The organism is Pacificibacter sp. AS14 (genome assembly GCF_038899935.1).
Taxonomy (GTDB): domain Bacteria; phylum Pseudomonadota; class Alphaproteobacteria; order Rhodobacterales; family Rhodobacteraceae; genus Celeribacter.
On the sequence record NZ_JBBMQI010000004.1, the window covers coordinates 125,107 to 145,126 of the forward strand.

At 54.3% G+C, this 20,020-nt stretch carries 20 protein-coding genes; 13 read left to right on the forward strand and 7 right to left on the reverse strand.

All coding sequences use genetic code 11. The features are described from left to right. The first annotated feature begins 303 nt into the window (after positions 1-303). The 5 genes from WNY38_RS06295 (at position 304) to WNY38_RS06315 (ending at position 5,842) form a co-directional block, all read left to right on the forward strand. Positions 304-1,875 (forward strand): Re/Si-specific NAD(P)(+) transhydrogenase subunit alpha, encoded by a 1,572-nt coding sequence (locus WNY38_RS06295; RefSeq protein WP_342856482.1) that lies wholly within the window; start codon positions 304-306, stop codon positions 1,873-1,875. Between the two features lie 13 nt (positions 1,876-1,888). Next, entirely contained in the window at positions 1,889-3,322 is a 1,434-nt protein-coding gene (locus WNY38_RS06300; protein ID WP_342856483.1) for an NAD(P)(+) transhydrogenase (Re/Si-specific) subunit beta, read from the forward strand. Positions 3,323-3,518: 196 nt separating this feature from the next. After that, positions 3,519-4,550, forward strand: coding sequence for a YHYH protein (locus WNY38_RS06305; protein ID WP_342856484.1), 1,032 nt, complete (start codon positions 3,519-3,521; stop codon positions 4,548-4,550). Positions 4,551-4,693: 143 nt separating this feature from the next. Next, a complete protein-coding gene (locus WNY38_RS06310) occupies positions 4,694-5,407 on the forward strand; it encodes a cytochrome c biogenesis CcdA family protein (protein WP_342856485.1) in 714 nt (237 codons plus the stop codon). An 18-nt stretch (positions 5,408-5,425) separates the two neighbouring features. Further along, entirely contained in the window at positions 5,426-5,842 is a 417-nt protein-coding gene (locus WNY38_RS06315; protein WP_342856486.1) for a thioredoxin family protein, read from the forward strand. Between the two features lie 190 nt (positions 5,843-6,032). Here WNY38_RS06315 and WNY38_RS06320 read toward each other — a convergent pair whose 3' ends face one another. Then, the gene (locus WNY38_RS06320) at positions 6,033-7,097 is read right to left on the reverse strand and encodes a YeeE/YedE family protein (protein ID WP_342856487.1); all 1,065 of its coding nucleotides are present in this window, start codon (positions 7,095-7,097) and stop codon (positions 6,033-6,035) included. A 323-nt stretch (positions 7,098-7,420) separates the two neighbouring features. Here WNY38_RS06320 and WNY38_RS06325 point away from each other — a divergent pair, with 323 nt between their 5' ends. Both WNY38_RS06325 and WNY38_RS06330 read left to right on the forward strand, forming a co-directional pair. Beyond that, positions 7,421-8,584, forward strand: coding sequence for a M20 aminoacylase family protein (locus tag WNY38_RS06325; RefSeq protein WP_342856488.1), 1,164 nt, complete (start codon positions 7,421-7,423; stop codon positions 8,582-8,584). 41 nt (positions 8,585-8,625) lie between these two features. Further along, a complete protein-coding gene (locus tag WNY38_RS06330) occupies positions 8,626-8,979 on the forward strand; it encodes a DUF1304 domain-containing protein (protein WP_342856489.1) in 354 nt (117 codons plus the stop codon). Between the two features lie 28 nt (positions 8,980-9,007). Here the strand turns inward: WNY38_RS06330 and WNY38_RS06335 are convergent, their stop codons facing one another. Then, the gene (locus WNY38_RS06335; RefSeq protein WP_342856490.1) at positions 9,008-9,286 is read right to left on the reverse strand and encodes a hypothetical protein; all 279 of its coding nucleotides are present in this window, start codon (positions 9,284-9,286) and stop codon (positions 9,008-9,010) included. A 79-nt stretch (positions 9,287-9,365) separates the two neighbouring features. Then, on the reverse strand, positions 9,366-10,400 hold the full coding sequence (moaA, locus tag WNY38_RS06340; RefSeq protein WP_342856491.1) for a GTP 3',8-cyclase MoaA: 1,035 nt from the start codon (positions 10,398-10,400) through the stop codon (positions 9,366-9,368). Between the two features lie 217 nt (positions 10,401-10,617). Between moaA and WNY38_RS06345 the strand changes: the two genes are divergently transcribed. Further along, the gene (locus WNY38_RS06345) at positions 10,618-11,799 is read left to right on the forward strand and encodes a benzoate/H(+) symporter BenE family transporter (protein WP_342856492.1); all 1,182 of its coding nucleotides are present in this window, start codon (positions 10,618-10,620) and stop codon (positions 11,797-11,799) included. Between the two features lie 36 nt (positions 11,800-11,835). Here WNY38_RS06345 and WNY38_RS06350 read toward each other — a convergent pair whose 3' ends face one another. From WNY38_RS06350 to glmU, 4 genes are read right to left on the reverse strand one after another with little or no spacing between them, the layout of a single operon-like run. Next, a complete protein-coding gene (locus tag WNY38_RS06350; protein ID WP_342856493.1) occupies positions 11,836-12,516 on the reverse strand; it encodes a DNA alkylation repair protein in 681 nt (226 codons plus the stop codon). Then, positions 12,513-13,091 (reverse strand): GNAT family protein, encoded by a 579-nt coding sequence (locus tag WNY38_RS06355; protein WP_342856494.1) that lies wholly within the window; start codon positions 13,089-13,091, stop codon positions 12,513-12,515. The genes WNY38_RS06350 and WNY38_RS06355 overlap by 4 nt, the downstream gene beginning before the upstream one ends. A gap of 12 nt (positions 13,092-13,103) precedes the next feature. Continuing rightward, the gene (gene glmS / locus WNY38_RS06360; protein ID WP_342856495.1) at positions 13,104-14,927 is read right to left on the reverse strand and encodes a glutamine--fructose-6-phosphate transaminase (isomerizing); all 1,824 of its coding nucleotides are present in this window, start codon (positions 14,925-14,927) and stop codon (positions 13,104-13,106) included. Position 14,928: 1 nt separating this feature from the next. Continuing rightward, positions 14,929-16,284, reverse strand: a complete 1,356-nt coding sequence (gene glmU / locus WNY38_RS06365) for a bifunctional UDP-N-acetylglucosamine diphosphorylase/glucosamine-1-phosphate N-acetyltransferase GlmU (RefSeq protein WP_342856496.1) — start codon at positions 16,282-16,284, stop codon at positions 14,929-14,931. Positions 16,285-16,453: 169 nt separating this feature from the next. On the opposite strand from glmU, the gene WNY38_RS06370 reads away from it, so the two are divergent. The 5 genes from WNY38_RS06370 to WNY38_RS06390 all read left to right on the forward strand — a co-directional run bounded on the left by WNY38_RS06370 (position 16,454) and on the right by WNY38_RS06390 (position 20,018). Then, a complete protein-coding gene (locus tag WNY38_RS06370; protein WP_342856497.1) occupies positions 16,454-17,119 on the forward strand; it encodes an HAD-IA family hydrolase in 666 nt (221 codons plus the stop codon). Then, positions 17,116-18,303, forward strand: coding sequence for a DegT/DnrJ/EryC1/StrS family aminotransferase (locus tag WNY38_RS06375; protein WP_342856498.1), 1,188 nt, complete (start codon positions 17,116-17,118; stop codon positions 18,301-18,303). The genes WNY38_RS06370 and WNY38_RS06375 overlap by 4 nt, the downstream gene beginning before the upstream one ends. 210 nt (positions 18,304-18,513) lie before the next feature. Further along, the gene (locus WNY38_RS06380) at positions 18,514-18,879 is read left to right on the forward strand and encodes an NADH-quinone oxidoreductase subunit A (RefSeq protein WP_342856499.1); all 366 of its coding nucleotides are present in this window, start codon (positions 18,514-18,516) and stop codon (positions 18,877-18,879) included. Next, entirely contained in the window at positions 18,870-19,403 is a 534-nt protein-coding gene (locus WNY38_RS06385; RefSeq protein WP_085849297.1) for an NADH-quinone oxidoreductase subunit B, read from the forward strand. The genes WNY38_RS06380 and WNY38_RS06385 overlap by 10 nt, the downstream gene beginning before the upstream one ends. 12 nt (positions 19,404-19,415) lie before the next feature. Further along, entirely contained in the window at positions 19,416-20,018 is a 603-nt protein-coding gene (locus WNY38_RS06390) for an NADH-quinone oxidoreductase subunit C (RefSeq protein WP_342856500.1), read from the forward strand. Positions 20,019-20,020 lie beyond the last annotated feature (2 nt).

Genomic DNA, 20,020 nt, shown 5'->3' on the forward strand with positions numbered 1-20,020 from the left:
GGTATGCCAGCTTGTGCTTCCCTTCTGAACCATTTGCATTAGAATGCGCTCAGAGCTGAGGCTCGACTGTCTTTCGTTTGGGTCAGGCGAAGGCATTGGAGGAGGCGTCTGACGGCCAATGAATTTTTTGGTGCTAGAAACGCTTTTTCGCGCCACTAGGGTTCTATGGGCTGTGCGTGTTCGACGGATGGACAACAGTGTTCCAAAATTGGAATGTTAGCGCAACAATGTTGCGCTTGTTTTTTGTTCTGGTAGGACTTGTGAGATGTCAAAAACTTTGACTGGGGAAAAGAGGAAAAATTCGTGAAGATCGGTGTTCCTAAGGAATTATATGAAGGCGAAGCGCGCGTTGCGTTGACGCCTGACAGTGCCAAACAGCTGCAAAAGCTTGGCTATGACTGTGTTATTGAAACGGGCGCTGGCGCGCTGGCTGGTTTTGCTGACAAGGATTATAAAGAGGCTGGTGTTGAGGTGGTGAAAACCGCTGCGGCATTGTGGAAAGCCGCTGAAATCGTTGCCAAAGTTCGCCAACCTGAAGCTGTTGAGCTCAAACGTTTGACCAAAGGTCAAACTTTGATTTCCTTCTTCAACCCTGCGGCAAACGAAGCAGGCATGGAAGCCGCGAAAGTCAAAGGCGCCAATGTCATCGCGATGGAAATGGTGCCACGCATCAGCCGCGCACAAAAAATGGATGCCCTGTCATCCATGGCCAATATCGCCGGTTACCGTGCTGTTATCGAAGCGTCCAACAACTTTGGTCGATTCTTTACCGGCCAAATCACCGCTGCAGGCAAAGTGCCGCCAGCGAAGGTTTTGGTTGTCGGCGCTGGTGTGGCCGGTTTGGCCGCCATCGGCACGTCCACGTCTTTGGGCGCGATCACATATGCCTTCGACGTGCGTCCAGAAGTGGCCGAACAAGTTGAATCCATGGGCGCGCAATTTGTCTACTTAGATTTTGAGGAAGAACAACAAGACGGTGCGGCCACTGGTGGTTACGCCGCTGTGTCCAGCCCTGAATTCCGCGAAGCACAACTGGCCAAGTTCCTAGAACTGGCCCCTGAGGTTGATATCGTTATCACCACAGCGCTTATTCCAAACCGCGAAGCGCCTGAGCTTTGGACAGCTGAAATGGTTGCAGCCATGAAGCCCGGCTCTGTCATCGTGGATTTGGCGGCGGAAAAAGGCGGCAACTGTAAGTTGACGGTGATGGATGAGAAAATCGTGACAGACAACGGTGTCACAATCGTTGGCTACACCGATTTCCCATCGCGCATGGCAGCCCAAGCCTCCACTTTGTATTCCACAAATATCCGTCACATGTTGACAGATTTGACCCCAGACAAAGACGGTCAGATCAATCACAATATGGAAGATGACGTGATCCGTGGGGCGACTGTGACTTACGCAGGCGAAATCACTTTCCCACCGCCCCCACCAAAAATCAAAGCGATCGCAGCCAAGCCCAAAGAAGTCGTTCCTGAGCTGACAGCTGAAGAAAAACGCGCCGCCGAAGTGGCAGCGTTCAAAGCACAAACCAAAAATCAGGTGATCTTGTTGTCTGTTGGGGCTGCTTTGTTGTTGGGTGTCGGTCTTGTGGCCCCAGCCAGCTTTATGCAGCACTTTATCGTGTTTGTTCTGTCTGTCTTCATTGGGTTCCAAGTCATCTGGGGCGTGGCGCACTCATTGCACACACCGCTTATGGCGGTCACCAACGCGATCTCATCGATCATCATCTTGGGTGCTTTGATGCAAATCGGGTCTGGGTCTTTCCTTGTGATCCTATTGGCCTCCTTGTCGGTCTTTATGGCGGGCATAAACATCTTTGGCGGCTTCCTCGTCACACGGCGCATGCTTGCCATGTTCCAGAAATCTTAAGGAGTATAGGATTATGGAATTCGGATTTACGACAGCGGCCTATGTGGTCGCGGCAGTCCTCTTCATTCTCTCTTTGGGTGGTTTGTCAGGACAAGAAAGCGCAAAGCGCGCTGTATGGTACGGCATCGTTGGCATGGCTTTGGCCGTGGCAGCAACAATCGTAGGGCCGGGCGCAGGCCTTTGGTTCTGGTCCCTTGTCTTGATCGCAGGCGGTGGCGCGATTGGTTATTTGGTCGCAACACGCGTGCAAATGACTGAGATGCCACAGCTTGTGGCGGCGATGCACTCATTGGTCGGTTTGGCCGCTGTTTTCGTGGGCTTGATCGCGCATATCGAACTGGGTCGCGTTTTGGGCATGGATCATGCAACCCGTGCCACTCTGGACGGTTTTGCGGGCTTGCTTGCGCATAAAACAGGTGTTGAAATCAACATTCTGCGCGTCGAATTGTTCTTGGGCGTCTTTATCGGTGCTGTGACCTTCACCGGTTCTGTTGTGGCTTACGGCAAGCTCGCGGGCAAATTGTCCTCGTCGGCCTCCAAGCTTCCAGGCGGGCATATGCTCAATGCAGGGGCTGCAGCGATCTCTGCGATCACCTTAATCTGGTACTTCAACACCGGTGGGTTCTTGCCCCTGTTCATCATGACTTTGGCGGCTTTGTTCATTGGCTATCATTTGATCATGGGCATCGGCGGCGCCGATATGCCAGTGGTTGTGTCTATGCTCAATTCCTACTCAGGCTGGGCTGCTGCGGCGATTGGTTTCTCTCTCGGGAACGACCTGTTGATCGTTGTGGGCGCGCTTGTGGGCTCGTCTGGGGCGATCTTGTCCTACATCATGTGTAAGGCGATGAACCGCTCTTTCGTGTCTGTGATCTTGGGCGGCTTCGGCGGCACAACAGGTCCACAGATGGAAGTTGAAGGCGAGCAAATCGCAATCGATGCAGATGGTGTGGCCACAGCATTGAACGAGGCTGACTCTGTGATCATCGTGCCAGGGTACGGCATGGCGGTGGCGCAAGCTCAAGCAGCTGTGTCTGAGCTGACCACCAAGCTGCGTGCTAAAGGTAAAAACGTGCGCTTCGCCATTCACCCCGTCGCGGGGCGTTTGCCGGGTCACATGAACGTTTTGCTGGCTGAAGCACGCGTGCCGTATGACATCGTGATGGAAATGGACGAAATCAACGAAGACTTCCCTGAGACGGATGTTGTCATCGTGATCGGATCTAACGACATCGTGAACCCTGCGGCGCAAGAAGATCCAAACTCACCTATCGCGGGCATGCCTGTTCTGGAAGTTTGGAAAGCCAAGCAAGTGTTCGTGTCCAAGCGCGGACAAGGTACTGGCTACTCCGGTATCGAGAACCCATTGTTCTACAAAGAAAACACGCGGATGTTCTACGGCGATGCCAAAGACTCTGTAAACGCGTTGCTGCCTAAAATCGACTAAGGCACAGCGTGATAGTTTTGGAAAAGGGCGGCCGAGATGGGCCGCCCTTTTTGTTTGGTTCTAAGTATTTTGGTTCTTAGGTAAACTTTTTCAACGGAAATCTCTCTCCATAGCGTAACATAAGAGTGAACAGAGTAATCGCCAGCGATAAAGCTATCGCGCGATCATGCTATGTAAGTGACAGAATGGATAGAGTATGAGAATTTCCTTATTGAGCCAGTGCATCGTCTTGGCGATCGCTCCCGTCGCAGCCTTTGCAAATAATGACGCCGCTTCAACGGATCGCATCAGCGAATTGGAGGCCTTCTTTTCAACAGCCGTGGTTTTGAACGGCCCAGAGATTGTCGATTGCACCCTTTCGCAAGGCACACAAACCAAGTGCTTCTCGATCACCGTCAAACCCGAACCCCAAGATTACACACCTGGTCCATGGTGCCCGACAAACATCGAAGATGACGCCAGCAAAGGCGGGATTTGGTTCGCTGACGGCAAAGTATTGGATGTCGATGGTGATTTCATCGCCACGCTTGACACACTTTATAACGATGGCGAATGGCAGCTTTACGATCCTGCGACGGGCGAAATTCGCGTGACCGACACCCAAGAAGCCTGCGAAGCCGCAGCGCGCCCCGATGTGGCCGAAGAGTATCAAAACTACTGCGTGCAGTGCCTGCCAGAATACATGGCAGAGGACGCGTCTATGACCTATGTGATCCCTTTGGAACCCCATTCGGCCACCAGCGATCAAGACACCCGTGAATCCGGTTCTGGCTTGGCTTACAATGGTGTGCGTCTTGATGGGCCTGCCCCTGTCGAAGACATCCTGAGTGCCCACACGATTGCGGCTTTTGATGACTGTGGCGGCCATGTGAACACCCATGTGGGGTATCACTATCATTCCGTGCGCGATTGTTTGCCCGGTGTAAATGGTGCGGATGCAGGACCAGAGGGTGCTGTCAAAGTTGGTATCGCTATGGATGGCTATGACATTTACAGCCGCTTTAACAGCGCAGGCAAGGTGATCGGCGGGCTTGATAACTGCGGCGGCCGTTGGGATGAAGGCATTGGTTATCATTACCACGCAGGTGCGGCCGCGACGAACGCTATCGTCAGCTGCTTCAAGGCCGAAACAGGCTGCGCGTCTGAGGACAGTGGTGCTCAGTGCGACGCGTCCGTTGTACGCCGTCCGCCTCCACAGGACGGTGCACGCCCACCACGTGCGGGCTAACACTTTTAAAAAATATGTCATTATGCGTGGCGGCGGGATAATTCCTTGCCGCCACGTTTTATTTCAAGCCTCTGACAGGGACGTGACGGCCCGTCAGTGCATTGTTGGCTGACAGATCTGCACCATTTGGGCATTGTTGATGCATGGAATTTATCTTTGCATATGCTGCGGGCCTTTTGACGCTCATCAACCCTTGTGTACTGCCGATCTTGCCGATTGTTTTGGCAAGTGCCTTGCAAGCCGGTAAAGGCGGCCCGCTTTACATGGCCGCAGGCATGAGCCTGTCTTTTGTCGGCTTTGGCATGTTTGTCACCACCGTTGGCTATTCCATCGGCTTGGATGAACAGCGTCTGAGCCAAATCGGCGCGTGGATGATGCTGGTCTTTGGCATAATTTTACTGGTGCCACCTTTGTCTGCCAAGTTTTCGAGCCTGACATCTGGTTTCGCCAATTCCGCTGACGCGCGGATAGATACGATGCAGCGCAAAACCGCCCTAGGCCAGCTGGGCACCGGCGCGCTTCTGGGCGCTGTCTGGAGCCCTTGCATCGGTCCCACTTTGGGCGGTGCTATTGCTTTGGCCAGCCAAGGCGAAAGCCTGATGCGGGCGGCCATGATCATGGTATTTTTCGCCTTTGGCGTTTCCACAATCATCCTTGTCTTGGGCTATGGCGCACGGTCATGGTTTTTAAAGCGCCAAGGCCTGATGCAATCAATTGCTGAGAAATCTCGTCCACTTTTGGGCGCTGTCTTTGCCTTGGTGGGCTTGGGTCTTTTGTTCAAAGTACATCACATGATTGAAGCTTGGGCCGTGCAAAACCTGCCAGATTGGCTGATTGACCTTTCCGTTTCCCTTTAATTTATCAAGGAGATACCAATGAAACGCCGTGCTTTTATTTTTTCTGCCGCAGCCTTCAGTGCCGCATCTGTTATGGGCGGGGCTGCCTTTGCCGCAGCCGATTATACGCCGGGTCTTGTGGATCAAGAACTGGCAGCGGGCAAAACCGTGTTCCTCGATTTCAAAGCATCGTGGTGCACCACTTGCGCGGCGCAAGAGCGCGTTATGGACCGGCTCAAAGCCGCAAACCCTGACTATGAAAAATCAGTCAGCTTTATCGCCGTTGACTGGGACAAATATGGCCGCTCTGAGCTGGCCAAACGTCTCAAAATTCCACGCCGCTCGACTTTGGTGGCGCTCAAAGGCGATGCAGAGCTTGGCCGTATCGTTGCTGGCACACGAGAGGCGGATATCAAAGCTTTGATGGACACGGCGCTGCATGCGGCACTAGCCTAAGTCGATTTTGGTATAAATTGAAATATCAGTTTCGGCGTAAAGGCTCGTCTGACCAAAGCCTGCGGGCATGAAATCCCAAACACTGTCTTTACATCAATCATTCGCGCGGCCTGAAGTCAGCGCGTAAGGCGCACGAATGAAGCGCCGTGGCGGCAACCTGTGCATCAGCAAGGGGTTGCCTTGGCGATGATTACGACGCTGGTGCTTGGGTTTGTGTGGCTTGGCTTGCGTCGCTTGAAGGCAGTCCATCACGCAAAAGCTGCGCCGTGATCTTGCCACCGATCGCGATCGCGGCAATGGCCAAAATAGCGGCAATCGACAATGTTGGAATGCCCGATAGGCCCGCACCCATGGTGCAGCCGCCAGCCAATACGCCGCCGACGCCCATCAAGGCCGCGCCCGCAAAATAGCGCCCCGTTTGGCGTGGGGTCTCGAAACTTTGCCACTGAAAGCGGCCAAAAAGTACAGAAAGCGCCAATGCGCCAGCCACAACACCGCCCAACAGACCAACGCCAAAGCCCGCAGGGATCGCAGATGACGCCACGCCCCAAAACAGGGTTTCAGCGGCGGGTGACGTGAATGACAGGCTTTCCATCGCGATGGGATCAAATTCGTCGAACAACACATAGCCCGTGCCAACCCAAGCCAGCGGCACCAGAACGCCGATCAAAGCGCCAAGCACCATATCGCGTTTGCTGGCGCCCGAGCGCAACGCAATCGCCAGTGCGGCGATCACAATCAGCGCGCTCCAAATTACAGAACTACCGGGCAGGCTCGCGCTGTTCAAAGGTAGGGTGACAGCGCCAAGGGTGGTACGCACTGGGGCAAGGACGCCTTTAAGGGTTGCGTGCGCGACAAAAGCAAAAGCCAGCAAAACGATCAAAGCCCGCAGATTGCCCGTGCCCGCCAAAACGGTCAAACGTGACACACAGCCCCGCGTCAACACCATGCCAGCCCCAAAGGCCAGTCCGCCGATCACGATGGCCAGCCAGGGTAGATCCGCTGCAAAGAAGCGGTGTTCTTCGAAAGTAATGAAGCCCTGTGCAATCGCGATTTGAGTGCCGATCACAGCCACCGCAAGGCCTGTCATCCAAACACCCGAGGCCGCGCGACGCTCGCCACTTGGTCCCGCCACCATACGGCGAAAACAAAAACGGGACACTTCGGCTAGCCCGCCAAACAAAAGACCTACTAAGAGGCCAAAAACAATCGCCGCTTGGCGCGGGTCAACGTCTAGTCCGAGCTGTTCGTACATGGGGCGTCCTTTGGTCTGTTGATCTGTGCGTTTTGGAATCGGTCTTCTGTGGGTCTATGCCTCTTTGGCAGATAGATTAAGTTTTGTGAATATGGAGCAGGGCGGACTTTGTTTGCCCATGCGTGCGTGAAAGGTGCATTTGTTCTTCGAAAGGGGGGATGGTGCGGACAGCACAAAGGAATGCGGTCATGCCACTGTCTGTGCCGTCCTTTATTTACTTCTGTTTATATATTGTTCAACACTTCGAAAGAGCGTCGTGTCACTCTTGCGCTTTGGGGCCAAAAACGTATTGCTTAATCAAACACAATTGCTTGGAGCCCGTCATGCCTGTTAAAAACCGTCTTGCCGATATGCAGCCTCAGATTGCCGCGTGGCGCCAAGACATTCACGCACACCCAGAACTGATGTTCGAGGTTCATCGCACCGCTAAAAAGGTTGCGGATTTGTTGCGTGAGTTTGGCTGCGATGAGGTGGTCGAAGGCATCGGGCGCACAGGCGTCGTTGGCGTGATCAAAGGACGGCAGTCCGCGTCAGGGCGCACAGTTGGGCTGCGCGCTGACATGGACGCTTTGCCGATTTTGGAAGAAACTGGTGCTGAATACGCCTCGACAAATCCTGGTATCATGCACGCTTGCGGGCATGACGGACACACCTCAATGTTGCTGGGGGCTGCGCAATATTTGTGCGAGACCCGCAATTTCGATGGCACCTGCGTGGTGATCTTCCAACCTGCCGAAGAGGGCGGAGGCGGCGGTCGCGAGATGTGCGCTGAGGGCATGATGGCGCGGTGGCACATCGATGAAGTCTACGGCATGCACAACTGGCCGGGGCTACCTTTGTCGCAATTCGCCATTCGCACGGGGCCGTTTTTTGCCGCCACGGATGAGTTTAATATCACGGTGACGGGCAAGGGCGGACATGCGGCCAAACCCCATGAAGCCATCGACAGCACGCTTGTGGCATCGCATGTGGTGATTGCTTTGCAGACCATTGCCGCGCGCAATGTGGACCCGACCGAACAGGTTGTGGTCTCTGTCACATCGTTTGAGACCTCATCAAAGGCCCACAATGTTTTGCCAGCTTCAGTTGAGTTGCGCGGCACGGTGCGCTCGCTCAACAAAGAGGTGCGCGCGCAGGCAGAGGACCGCGTGAAAGCCATTGCGCAAGGGGTCGGCGCCACCTTTGGCGCTGATGTCGATGTGCGCTACATGCTTGGCTATCCTGTAATGGTTAATCATGAGCGCGAAACGCAATACGCCATTGAGGCTGCGACCAAAGTTGCTGGCAGCTGCGATGTTGCTCCGCTGGTGATGGGCGGCGAAGATTTCGCCTATATGCTCGAAGAACGCCCCGGCGCTTATATTCTTGTGGGCAATGGCGACAGCGCCCCTGTGCATCACCCGAAATTCAATATCAACGACGAGATCCTGCCTGTTGGCGCGTCGTGGTATGCTGAAATGGTCGAGAGCCGCTTGCCTGTGGCATAGTTCGGTCGCATTTAAACCAACGTCATATTGAAGGGGCTGTCATGTCCGTTATAGCCACTCTCTCGACAATCCTAGTTGCCTTGCTGCATGCCTATATTCTGTATCTTGAAATGTTCGCATGGGAAGACACGCGCACCCGCAAAATCTTTGGCACCACAGAAGACTTCGCCAAATCGACCAAAGCGTTGGCCGCCAATCAAGGCCTTTATAACGGTTTTCTATCTGCTGGGCTGCTTTGGGGCGCCTTTGGCGGCAAGACAGATGTTGCGGTATTTTTCTTGCTTTGCATCTGTGTGGCCGCAGCTTACGGCGCGCGCACCGTGTCCAAGAAAATCCTTTTCACGCAAGGCCTGCCAGCGGCCATCGCGCTTTTTGCGGTTGTGTTCTTGAACTGAGGCGCGCGCTGGTTTAACGGCGTCGCCCTCAAAATGCATCCACTTCTGGTACGGTGCCGTGACGCGCCAAGAATACTGGCAAGCTGACCTCGCCTGAATCTGTGTCTTCGATTAACATATAAGCATCCGCGCCGATGCAGTTTTGCAGCCTGCATTCGCGTTCTGCACGCTCTTCGGCAGCTGAGGCGGTTGAGTATTCGATCAGCTTGTCGACTTTCAGCCCGCCTTGCGCGCTGGCAGACTGCGCGCCGAGATATGTCTGGCAAATGTAATGCGTTTTTGAAGAGGCTTCTTCTGATCGAGCCATGGCTATGTTCCTAAATTACCTATGGGAACAAAATAGGAACATATTTAACCGATTGCAAGCATTTTCATTAAGATGCGTTTTATCCGCCAGTATGCGACATATGGCGGGTCATCTTGCCGTCTTCTTGTTGACGTGAATAGTCAAAGTCATGGCCCTTAGGCTTGCGCGAAATGGCCTCTTCAATTGCGCGGATCAGCGGCGCATCGTCTTCAGGCGTGGCGCGCATGATGTCACGTAAAGACGCGTTGTCCTCTTGACCAAGACACATATACAGCTCTCCTGTACAGGTCATGCGCACGCGGTTGCAGCTTTCGCAAAAATTATGCGTCAGCGGCGTGATAAAGCCGATCTTTTGATTGGTTTCCTCAAGCCGCACATAGCGGGCAGGGCCGCCAGTGCGTTCGGTCAATTCGGTCAAGGTATATTGTGTTGCCAAATGCCCGCGCAGCTCTTCAAGCGACCAATATTGCCCGACGCGATCTTCACCACCCAAATCACCCATAGGCATGACTTCGATAAAGGTCAGATCCATATCTTCGCGCGCGCACCAAGCGGCCAGATCGAAGATCTCGTCTTCATTAAATCCCTTCAAAGCCACGGTGTTGATCTTGACCCGCAGCCCCGCTTTGCGCGCAGCTTCGATACCGCGCAGCACTTGATCCAACTTGCCCCAACGGGTGACGCGGGCGAATTTATCACTGTCCAGCGTGTCCAGCGACACATTGATCCGACGCACGCCTGCCGCATATAAATCATCGGCAAAGCGTTCCAGTTGTGACCCGTTGGTGGTCAGGGTCAGCTCTTGCAACGCGCCACTGTCCAAATGCCGTGACATGCCATTGAAAAAATTCATAATTCCACGACGCACAAGCGGCTCGCCGCCTGTAATGCGCAGTTTGTTGACGCCAAGTCCGATGAAGGTCGAACACATGCGGTCTAATTCTTCGAGGGTCAAAAGTTCTTTCTTAGGCAAGAACGTCATGTTTTCAGACATGCAATAGACACAGCGAAAATCGCAACGATCTGTTACGGAAACGCGTAAGTAATTGATCTCTCTTGCGAAAGGGTCAATCAAGCGTGGGGCGGGCTGAGGCGTAGTTGGCTGAGTGTTCATGGGGCGACCCTACTTAGGATACGGGTAAAGGCCAAGAGGGGCGTGCGCAGTTGACGCAATTGTGCAGACTATGGTCTTAGGTTTTGCAAAGGCGCTTGTGTTGCCCCGTGTTGCCCCCGTGTTGCATGGATGTTTATATCCGCATGGCATCCTGCTCTTGTGGGAATAGGCCTTGCAAGAGGCCCTTATTTTGAAACCTTTTTCTCTGCGAGTTGCTATGTTTCGTGATTTCACTCTTTCGGCTGCATTGATGGGGCTTTTGGCCGCTTTTGTGGGCTATGCCGCGTCTTTCACCATCGTTTTGACTGGGATGCTTGCCATGGGCGCAAGCCCAGATCAAGCCACCACGGGGTTGTTCTTTGCCACGCTGGGCATGGGGATTTGCAGTATAGTGATTCCCTTTTTAACCCGCACCCCTGCGGCCATAGCTTGGTCCACGCCGGGGGCGGCTTTTCTGGCTTCCTCCGTTGTGTTGCCCGGTGGTTTTGCGGAAGCTGCCGGCGCGCTGATCATCTGCGCTGTGCTGATTTTGATCACGGGGCTTTTGCCCGCTTTGGCCCGCGCAGTGGCTGCGATCCCCAAACCCATCGCTAATGCATTGCTGGCGGGGGTGCTTTTGAAGCTATGTTTTGCGCCCGCGATTGGCCTTGGGGTGATCCCGCTGATGATGCTGCCTGTTTTGGCGGCTTGGCTGATCGGGGTGATGTGGAATAAATTGGCGGCGATGCCTTTTGCCGTGATTGCTTTTGTTGCGGTGCTTATCTTTGGTGTGGACCTACATGGCGGCGCCGCGACAAGTTCGGTGGCTTTGCTGCCCGAATTCACCGCGCTGCACCCTGTCTTTAGTCTGCATGCGATGATCTCTGTCGCGTTGCCGATGTATCTGGTCACCATGGCGGGGCAAAATATTCCTGGTTTTGCGGTGATGGAACTCAACGACTACCCTGTGAACCGCGCGGGCCTTATTCGTGGCACCGGTCTTGCCAGCCTTTTGATTGCGCCCTTTGGAGCGATCCCCGTGAACATGTCCGCGATCACAGCGGCGATGATGGCTGGCGACGATGCGGGGCGTGATCCATCCAAACGCTATTGGGCAGCGATCATCAGCGGGTTGGTCTATGTTACGCTGGCCTTTGCCACCACCGCCGTGGCGGGTTTCGCGAGCCTTGCACCGGCTGAGCTGATCACGGGGGTGGCAGGGCTGGCCCTGATCCCCGCTTTGGTCGGATCGTTGTCAGGGGCGTTCAGCCACAAAGACCAAATGGAAGCGCCTGCACTGACCTTTTTGATCGCGGCCAGCGGCATGGCGCTGTTTGGTGTCAGCGGTGCATTTTGGGGGGTGCTTGTGGGCGGTGTGGTCTGGAGCGCCAAGGGAATTTCCCTCAAACGGCGCTCCTGATTTTTCATGTCTTACAAGGTCTTAAAGCGAGATGCTTTAGCCTTCGAATGTTTCGTCGTCATCATCTTCTTCTGAGCTGTCTTCAGAGGCACTGTCACCGCGGTGGATCGCGCGAGCACGTTTGTAGTCGTGCTTGGACAAAGACCGCAGCCATGATTGCGCCGTGCGGTGCACATCTTTGCTTTCGTCAGCCAAAGCTTCGGGTAACCAATCGCAAATGCGGTCCAGCGCGATTTGTTCGCGCTCGGATGGATGCGATGATTTGGCCAAGAATTCAGTGATTCCTAAAGCTGCACGACGTTGAAGCGACGACTCGTGGCGCATCAATTTGTAGACTTTGTTCATGCGCGATGTGTCTGCCGCCAAACGGCGCTGACAGGCGGCACACAGCGCGTCGATTTCGGCCCAATTGCCAGCTTGTGCCAGCCAATCGGTCAAATGTGCCCAGACTTCTTGGTCGTCAGAAATGCGCGCTTGGGTCAGCAATTTTGCCGCCATAAGGCGTGCATCGTGAATGCCAGAGGCCCATAAAGTTGCAGCCAATTCAAGGCGTTCGGGGAAAGCCACCTCTTTGCGCCAAGCGCGGGCCATCTCTTCAAGACGACCAGGTGCAATACCGATGTAATCCCCTGAAGCGCCAAAATGAGCTTTGAGTTTCGTGACGCGGGCTTCATCAGCCTCGGCGTGGAGCGCAGGTAGCGCGTTTTCAGGGGTCATGTGCTTATCTTTCCTAACAGTCCCGCTTTGATCGCGGGCCATTCAGCTGCCGTGATCGAATACACGGCTGTATCACGGATCGTACCATTTGCCACCACCATATGTGATCGCAATATACCATCAAGTTGCGCGCCAAGGCGTTCGATCGCGCGTCTGCTTTGCGCGTTCAGCCTGTGGGTGCGCAGCTCGACTGCGATACAGTCCAAAACCTCAAAGGCGTGGGCGAGCAGCAGGAGTTTGGTCTCAGAGTTCAAACTGGACCGCTGCACGTCTTTTGAAATCCAAGTTGAGCCGATTTCAACGCGCTTGTTGATCGGGTCGACATTCATATAGGTGGTCATGCCCACAGCGCGCCCATCGGGGGTGCAAATGGCAAAGGGCGTCATTTGACCATCTTTTTGCAACGCCAAACGCCGCTCGATCTCTGAGCGCATGTTTTCGGGCGACGGCACTGTTGTGTACCAAAGCTGATGCAGATCGCCCACGGCGGCAGACAGATCATTGGAATGGGTGATCGCAAGCGGCACCAGATGAACATGCGTGCCTTTTAGAGACACAGGGGCAGGCCAAGTCATGAGCAATCCATTCTATTCAACAGTCACAGATTTCGCCAAATTGCGCGGCTGATCCACATCTGTGCCTTTGGCGACAGCCGTGTGATAGGCCAGTAGTTGGGCTGGAACGGCGTATAAAATCGGGGCCAAAGCATCGGGCACGGTGGGCATTTGAATGCTCTGCCAAACGCCGTCACCAGCTTCACGCAAACCTCGTTCGTCTGAGATCAACAAGACCTTGCCGCCACGCGCCATGACCTCTTGCATGTTGGACACTGTTTTTTCAAACAGCTTGTCTCGCGGTGCCAAAACGATGATTGGCGTGTGTTGATCCACAAGCGCAATCGGCCCATGTTTCAATTCGCCCGAAGCGTAGCCTTCGGCGTGGATGTAGCTGATTTCTTTAAGCTTTAAAGCCCCTTCAAGCGCAAGTGGATACATCGCGCCACGTCCCAAGAACAGCACATCACTGGCCTCAGCCAACAGCGCAGATACCTCGGAAATGGCATCTGATTGATCAAGCGCGAGGTTCAAAAGACCCGGCAAACTGCGTAAATCCGACAGGTGTGTTTTGATCTCGTTACCATTCAAAACACCACGATCCTGCGCGGCTTTCAGCGCCAGCATATGCAACACTGTGAGCTGGCAAGAAAACGCCTTGGTCGAGGCCACGCCCACTTCGACGCCTGCCAAAATTGGCAAGGACATGTCGCTCTCGCGGGCCATCGAGCTTTCGGATGAATTGGTCACGGTGACGATGCTTGTCGCTTTGCCGACGGTGTATCGCAAAGCGGCCAAAGTATCTGCTGTTTCGCCAGATTGGCTGACGTAAATCGCTAAAGTGCGCGGGCTGATCGGCGCTTCGCGGTAGCGGAATTCTGACGCGATATCGACCTCAACAGGCAGTTTCGCGATTTGTTCGAACCAGTATTTTGCAGTGAAACAGGCGTAAAAGGCCGTACCACAAGCGACCATAACGATGCGGTCAAACTGGGTAAAATCGATATCCGGCTCAGGCAGTACAATCGATGCGCCATCCGCAGACATATAGTAATTTACGGCTTCGGAAATCACGGTGGGCTGCTCAAAGATCTCTTTGGACATGAAGTGTTTGTGCCCAGCTTTTTCGATTCGCGTTGCGTCGATCTTGATCTCGCGACGGGTGCGCTGCACCTGCGTGCCGTCTTGGGCAAAAATATCAAGGCTGTTGCGGGTGATGATCGCGCGATCACCTTCTTCCAAATATGTCACTTGGTCTGTCATCGGCGCCAAAGCGATGGCATCTGAGCCCACGTACATCTCGCCGTCCCCGTGGCCGATTGCGAGCGGAGATCCTTTGCGCGCAGCAATCAGCAGATCGTCTTCGCCGTCAAACAAGAAACACAGCGCAAACGCCCCCGTGAGCGCATCAATCGTAGCATTCGCAGCCTCGACCGGCGATTTGCCCGCATCGATAAAGCTTTGTGCCAACAGGGCCACGGTTTCGGTGTCGGTTTCGGTGACGAATTTATAGCCTTTGGAGCCCAACATGTCGCGCAGCTCGCGGAAATTTTCGACGATCCCGTTGTGCACGACTGCTACAGGACCCGCTTTGTGTGGATGCGCGTTGGTCACACTTGGCGCACCGTGCGTGGCCCAGCGTGTGTGGCCAATGCCGGATTTTCCAGCCAGCGGATTGTGGACCAACTCATCCGACAGGTTGACCAGTTTTCCGACCGCGCGGCGACGATCCAAAACGCCGTTGTTCACGGTCGCGATACCCGCGCTGTCATAGCCGCGATATTCAAGACGTTTGAGTGCTTCAACCAGAATGGGCGCGACTTCATGCGTGCCCAAAACCCCTACAATACCGCACATATTACTGACCTTTCTCGGCTTTTTTCGCCTTGAGGGCGCGCAGCTTTTGGAACAGCTTGACCGCCAACATCGGTTTGTTGTCCTGCTTGGCGCGGGCAATTGCCAAAGCGCCATTGGGCACATCCTTGGTGATCACAGACCCGCTGGCCGTCATAGCCTCGATACCGACATTTACAGGCGCAACCAACATGGTGTTGGACCCGATAAAGGCGTCGCGGCCCACGGTGGTGCGATGTTTGAACACGCCGTCATAGTTGCAGGTGATTGTGCCCGCACCGATATTGGTGCCATCGCCGATGTCCGCATCGCCAATGTACGACAGGTGGCCCACCTTGGTGCCTTCGCCAATTTGCGCGTTTTTGATTTCTACGAAATTGCCAACATGAGCGTCATTGCCAAGCTCGGCACCAGGGCGCAGACGGGCAAAGGGTCCAGCGTCAGCCCCAGTTGAGACGTGACACCCCTCAAGATGACTGAACGATTTGATGCGTGCGCCGCTTTCAATCGTCACGTTCGGGCCAAAGATTACGTTCGGGTCAATGATGGCGTCACGGCCAATATAAGTGTCGAGCGAGAAAAACACGGTCTCAGGGGCCACAAGCGTCACACCGTTTTCAAGCATCTCAGCGCGCTTGGCATTTTGGAACACTGCTTCGGCATGGGCCAACTCTGTGCGCGTGTTTACGCCCAAGGTCTCGGCCTCGTCACAGGCAACAGAGGTCGCGGTCAGGCCTTTGGACCCAGCAATTTCAACCACATCGGGCAGGTAGTATTCGCCAGCGGCATTTTCATTGCCGACAGAGGACAAAAGATCGAAGAGGGTCTTAGTATCGGCACACAGCACACCGGAATTGCACAGGGTGATGGCGCGCTCAGCCTCGGATGCATCTTTGAATTCAACAATGCGCGTTAGCGTATCTCCATCCATGACAAGACGACCGTAGCGCCCCGGATCAACCGCCTCGAACCCCAAAACCACAACATCGTGTTTGGCGCGCGCGGCTTGCATTTTTTCCAACGTCTCTGGCGAGATAAAAGGTGTGTCGCCGTATAGCACAAAGGCATCGCCATCGAAATCGCGCAAGGCCTCTCTGGCTTGAAGCACGGCATGCGCGGTGCCAAGCTGCTCGGCTTGGCGCACAATTATAATATCTTCATCGATTTTGAGAGCTTGCGCAGCAACAGAATCGCCACCGTGGCCGACAACAACCACTGTGTGCTCAGGATCAAGGACGCTGCCTGCATGCAGCCCATGGGCAAACAAAGGCGCATTGCCGATTTGATGCAGTACTTTTGGCAGTTCTGAATTCATTCGAGACCCTTGCCCTGCGGCAAGTAATATAAGGGCTGTGGCCATGTGTTCGTCCCAATCTGCTCTTTTCTTTATCTTTACGCCGTTTTACCCATGTCACAAAGCGCCGCAAGGGGCGGGGCTTCACATATTTTTGCCATTGGTTACATATATCGGCACCACTTCGCCGATTGTCATCCGCTTGATCTAAGCGGAGGCTGAGAAAGGACTTCTTATGCGCTGCGTTATATTTGATCTTGATGGGACATTGGCAGACACGTCGGGCGATCTGATCGCTTCGGCCAATTATTGTTTTAAGTCATTGGGATACGGTGATGTCTTGGATGCGATATCTGACGCCGGAACCGCTTTGCGCGGTGGACGGGCGATGCTGGATTTGGGCTTTGCACGGGTCAAGCCCGACTACGATCAGACGGACGTTGATGCGCAGTACCCAGTGTTGCTGCAAGCCTACGCTGATGCGATAGATGTGCACACAAAACTTTACGATGGCGCAGTCGAGGGCGTTGAGGCGCTGAAATCGTCGGGCTATGCGGTCGGGATCTGTACCAACAAGCCTGCTGGCTTGGCTGAAAGTCTGCTGCAAAAGCTGGGCGTGCGGGATTTGTTTGACTCGATGATAGGGGCTGACACGCTGCCTGTGCGCAAACCAGATCCGGCCCCCTATGTGGCAGCGGTTGAGCAAGCTGGCGGGTTTGTGGCGCAGAGCTATTTGATTGGCGATACGATTACGGACCGCAAAACGGCTCAGGCGGCAAACGTGCCTTGTGCGCTCGTGACCTTTGGGCCAGACGGGCAGGCGGTAAAAGCATTGAAGCCTGAAGCTTTGTTACATTCTTATGGTGATTTGATGGCTGTAACCAAGGATTTGATCGGATGACCGAAGTCTTCAAAGGCAATTTTACCCAACAAGAACCCATACCCGAAGAGGCGATTGAAGCAGCTGTGGCGGTGATGCGCTCTGGCCGGCTGCACCGCTATAATACGCTGCCCGATGAAGCGGGCGAGGTGGCTTTGCTGGAACAGGAATTTGCAGCCTTTACGGGTGCGAAATACTGTCTGGCTGTGGCCTCTGGCGGCTATGCTTTGGGCTGTGCTTTGCGCGCTGTTGGGGTTGCTGCGGGCGATGCGGTTATGACCAATGCCTTTACGCTGGCCCCTGTGCCCGGCGCGATTGCCTCTGTCGGCGCGCGCCCTGTGTTTGTGGGGGTCACCGATGGCTTGGTGATCGATCTTGATGATTTGCAGGTGAAAATATCGGAAAGCGGCGCGAAGGTTTTGATGCTGTCGCATATGCGTGGGCATATCGTCGATATGGATGCGCTGATGTATATCTGTAACGGCGCGGGCGTGATCGTTGTTGAAGATTGCGCGCATACCATGGGCGCCACTTGGGACGGGGTGCCGTCGGGGCGGCATGGCGCGGTGGGGTGTTATTCGACCCAGACCTATAAGCACATCAATTCGGGCGAGGGCGGTTTGATTGTCACTGACGATGCCGAGATCGCCGCCAAAGCGATCATGTTGTCGGGGTCTTACATGTTATATGGCAAGCACATTGCAGGTCCGCCCGCTGAAATGTTCGAAAATATTAAATATGACACGCCGAATGTTTCTGGGCGTATGGACCATTTGCGGGCGGCTATCTTGCGGGTACAGCTCAAACATCTGCCAGAACAGGTCGAGAAATGGAACGCGCGCTACCGGACTTTTGAAGCGGGGCTGCGTGACATCGAAGGTTTGACCGTGATCCATCGCCCGCAGGCCGAAGGCTATGTTGGCTCATCGTTTCAGTTTTTGCTGTTGGATTGGGACAACGCAGCGATCGAAGGCTTTCTTGCGCGTTGTTTAAAACGCGGAGTCGAGTTGAAGTGGTTCGGCGCGCCTGAACCTGTCGCGTTTACATCACGCTATGACAGTTGGCACTATGCTGATCCGCAACCGCTTCCCGACAGTGACCGCGTGTTGAGTGCGATTATAGATATGCGTCTACCGCTGACGTTTGCGACCGAGGACTGTGCACTACTGGCGCGGATTGTGAAAGCAGAGGTTAAATCAGACTAAAAAAATCAGGTAATGGGTTCGAATCAAGTTTGTTGATTAAGGGTTAATCATCTGCACGCATGTGCAGAAAAAAACTTTGTACTTCCCTTGAAACAAAGGCTTTTGATGCCTCTGCGCTTGTTGACCATGCTGTCACAGAGGGCTAAACCACCAAGTAGCTTTAGCACACGCGCGCCCGCTTTCCGTGGGCCCATCATCAAGGAGCCGCACGTGGAAGACCTGCTTCGGGAATTTCTCCCAGTCATCATTTTCCTCGGCCTCGCCATCGCGCTTGGTCTTGTTTTCATCTTCGCAGCACTGATCATTGCCGTTCGCAATCCAGACCCTGAAAAACTGTCAGCGTATGAATGTGGCTTTAACGCCTTCGACGACGCGCGGATGAAATTCGATGTTCGGTTCTACTTGGTGTCGATCCTCTTTATCATCTTCGATTTGGAAATCGCTTTCCTCTTCCCTTGGGCCGTCGCGTTCAAGGATGTGGGGATCGTGGGTTTTTGGTCGATGATGGTGTTCTTGGGCGTACTCACCGTGGGCTTTGCCTATGAGTGGAAAAAAGGAGCCTTGGAATGGGCGTGATCACTTCAGCCAACACAGCTGGCGCAGACAAAGAAGTTGCGACACAGGCTTTGAACTCAGAATTGCAAGACAAGGGCTTTTTGCTCACGTCTACAGAAGACATCATCAACTGGGCCCGCACAGGGTCGTTGCACTGGATGACCTTTGGTCTGGCCTGTTGCGCGGTTGAAATGATGCATACTTCTATGCCGCGCTACGACCTTGAGCGGTTTGGCACAGCGCCGCGCGCCTCCCCACGTCAATCTGATTTGATGATCGTGGCTGGCACGCTGACCAATAAAATGGCGCCAGCGCTGCGCAAGGTTTACGACCAGATGCCAGAGCCACGCTATGTGATCTCAATGGGATCATGTGCGAACGGCGGCGGATATTACCACTATTCTTACTCTGTCGTGCGTGGATGTGACCGGATCGTTCCTGTCGATATCTATGTGCCTGGGTGCCCCCCAACAGCAGAAGCCTTGCTATACGGCATCATGCAATTGCAACGCAAAATGCGCCGCACTGGCACGATTGCCCGCTAAGGAGATGGACCTATGAGCGAAGCTCTTGAAATTCTGGCAGCTCACCTTGAGCTCAAGCGCCCTGATGATGTTGTCTCAAGCGAGATCACTTTTGGCGAATTGACGGTCACTGTCACCCCGGCTGGCATCGTGGATTTCGTCGATTTCTTGAAATCTGACGCGACCTGCAGGTTCTCAAGCTTGGTGGACATCACTGCGATTGATCACCCTGCGCGCTCAGCGCGCTTTGACGTGGTGTATCATTTCTTGTCCATGTACCAAAATCACCGCATCCGCATCAAAACGGCTGTGCGCGAAGACGAAATGATCGCCTCTATTGTCGATATTCACCCATCGGCCAACTGGTTCGAGCGTGAAGTCTTTGACATGTTCGGGATCATTTTTTCAGGTCACCCTGATCTGCGTCGCCTGCTGACGGATTACGGTTTCCGTGGCTTCCCGCTGCGCAAAGATTTCCCGACCACAGGCTATACAGAAGTGCGCTACGACGAAGAGCTCAAGCGCGTTGTCTATGAACCTGTGTCCTTGACGCAAGAATACCGCCAGTTCGACAATCTCTCTCCTTGGGAAGGGGCCAAGTATATCCTTCCTGGCGACGAGAAGCAGGAGGCTTAACG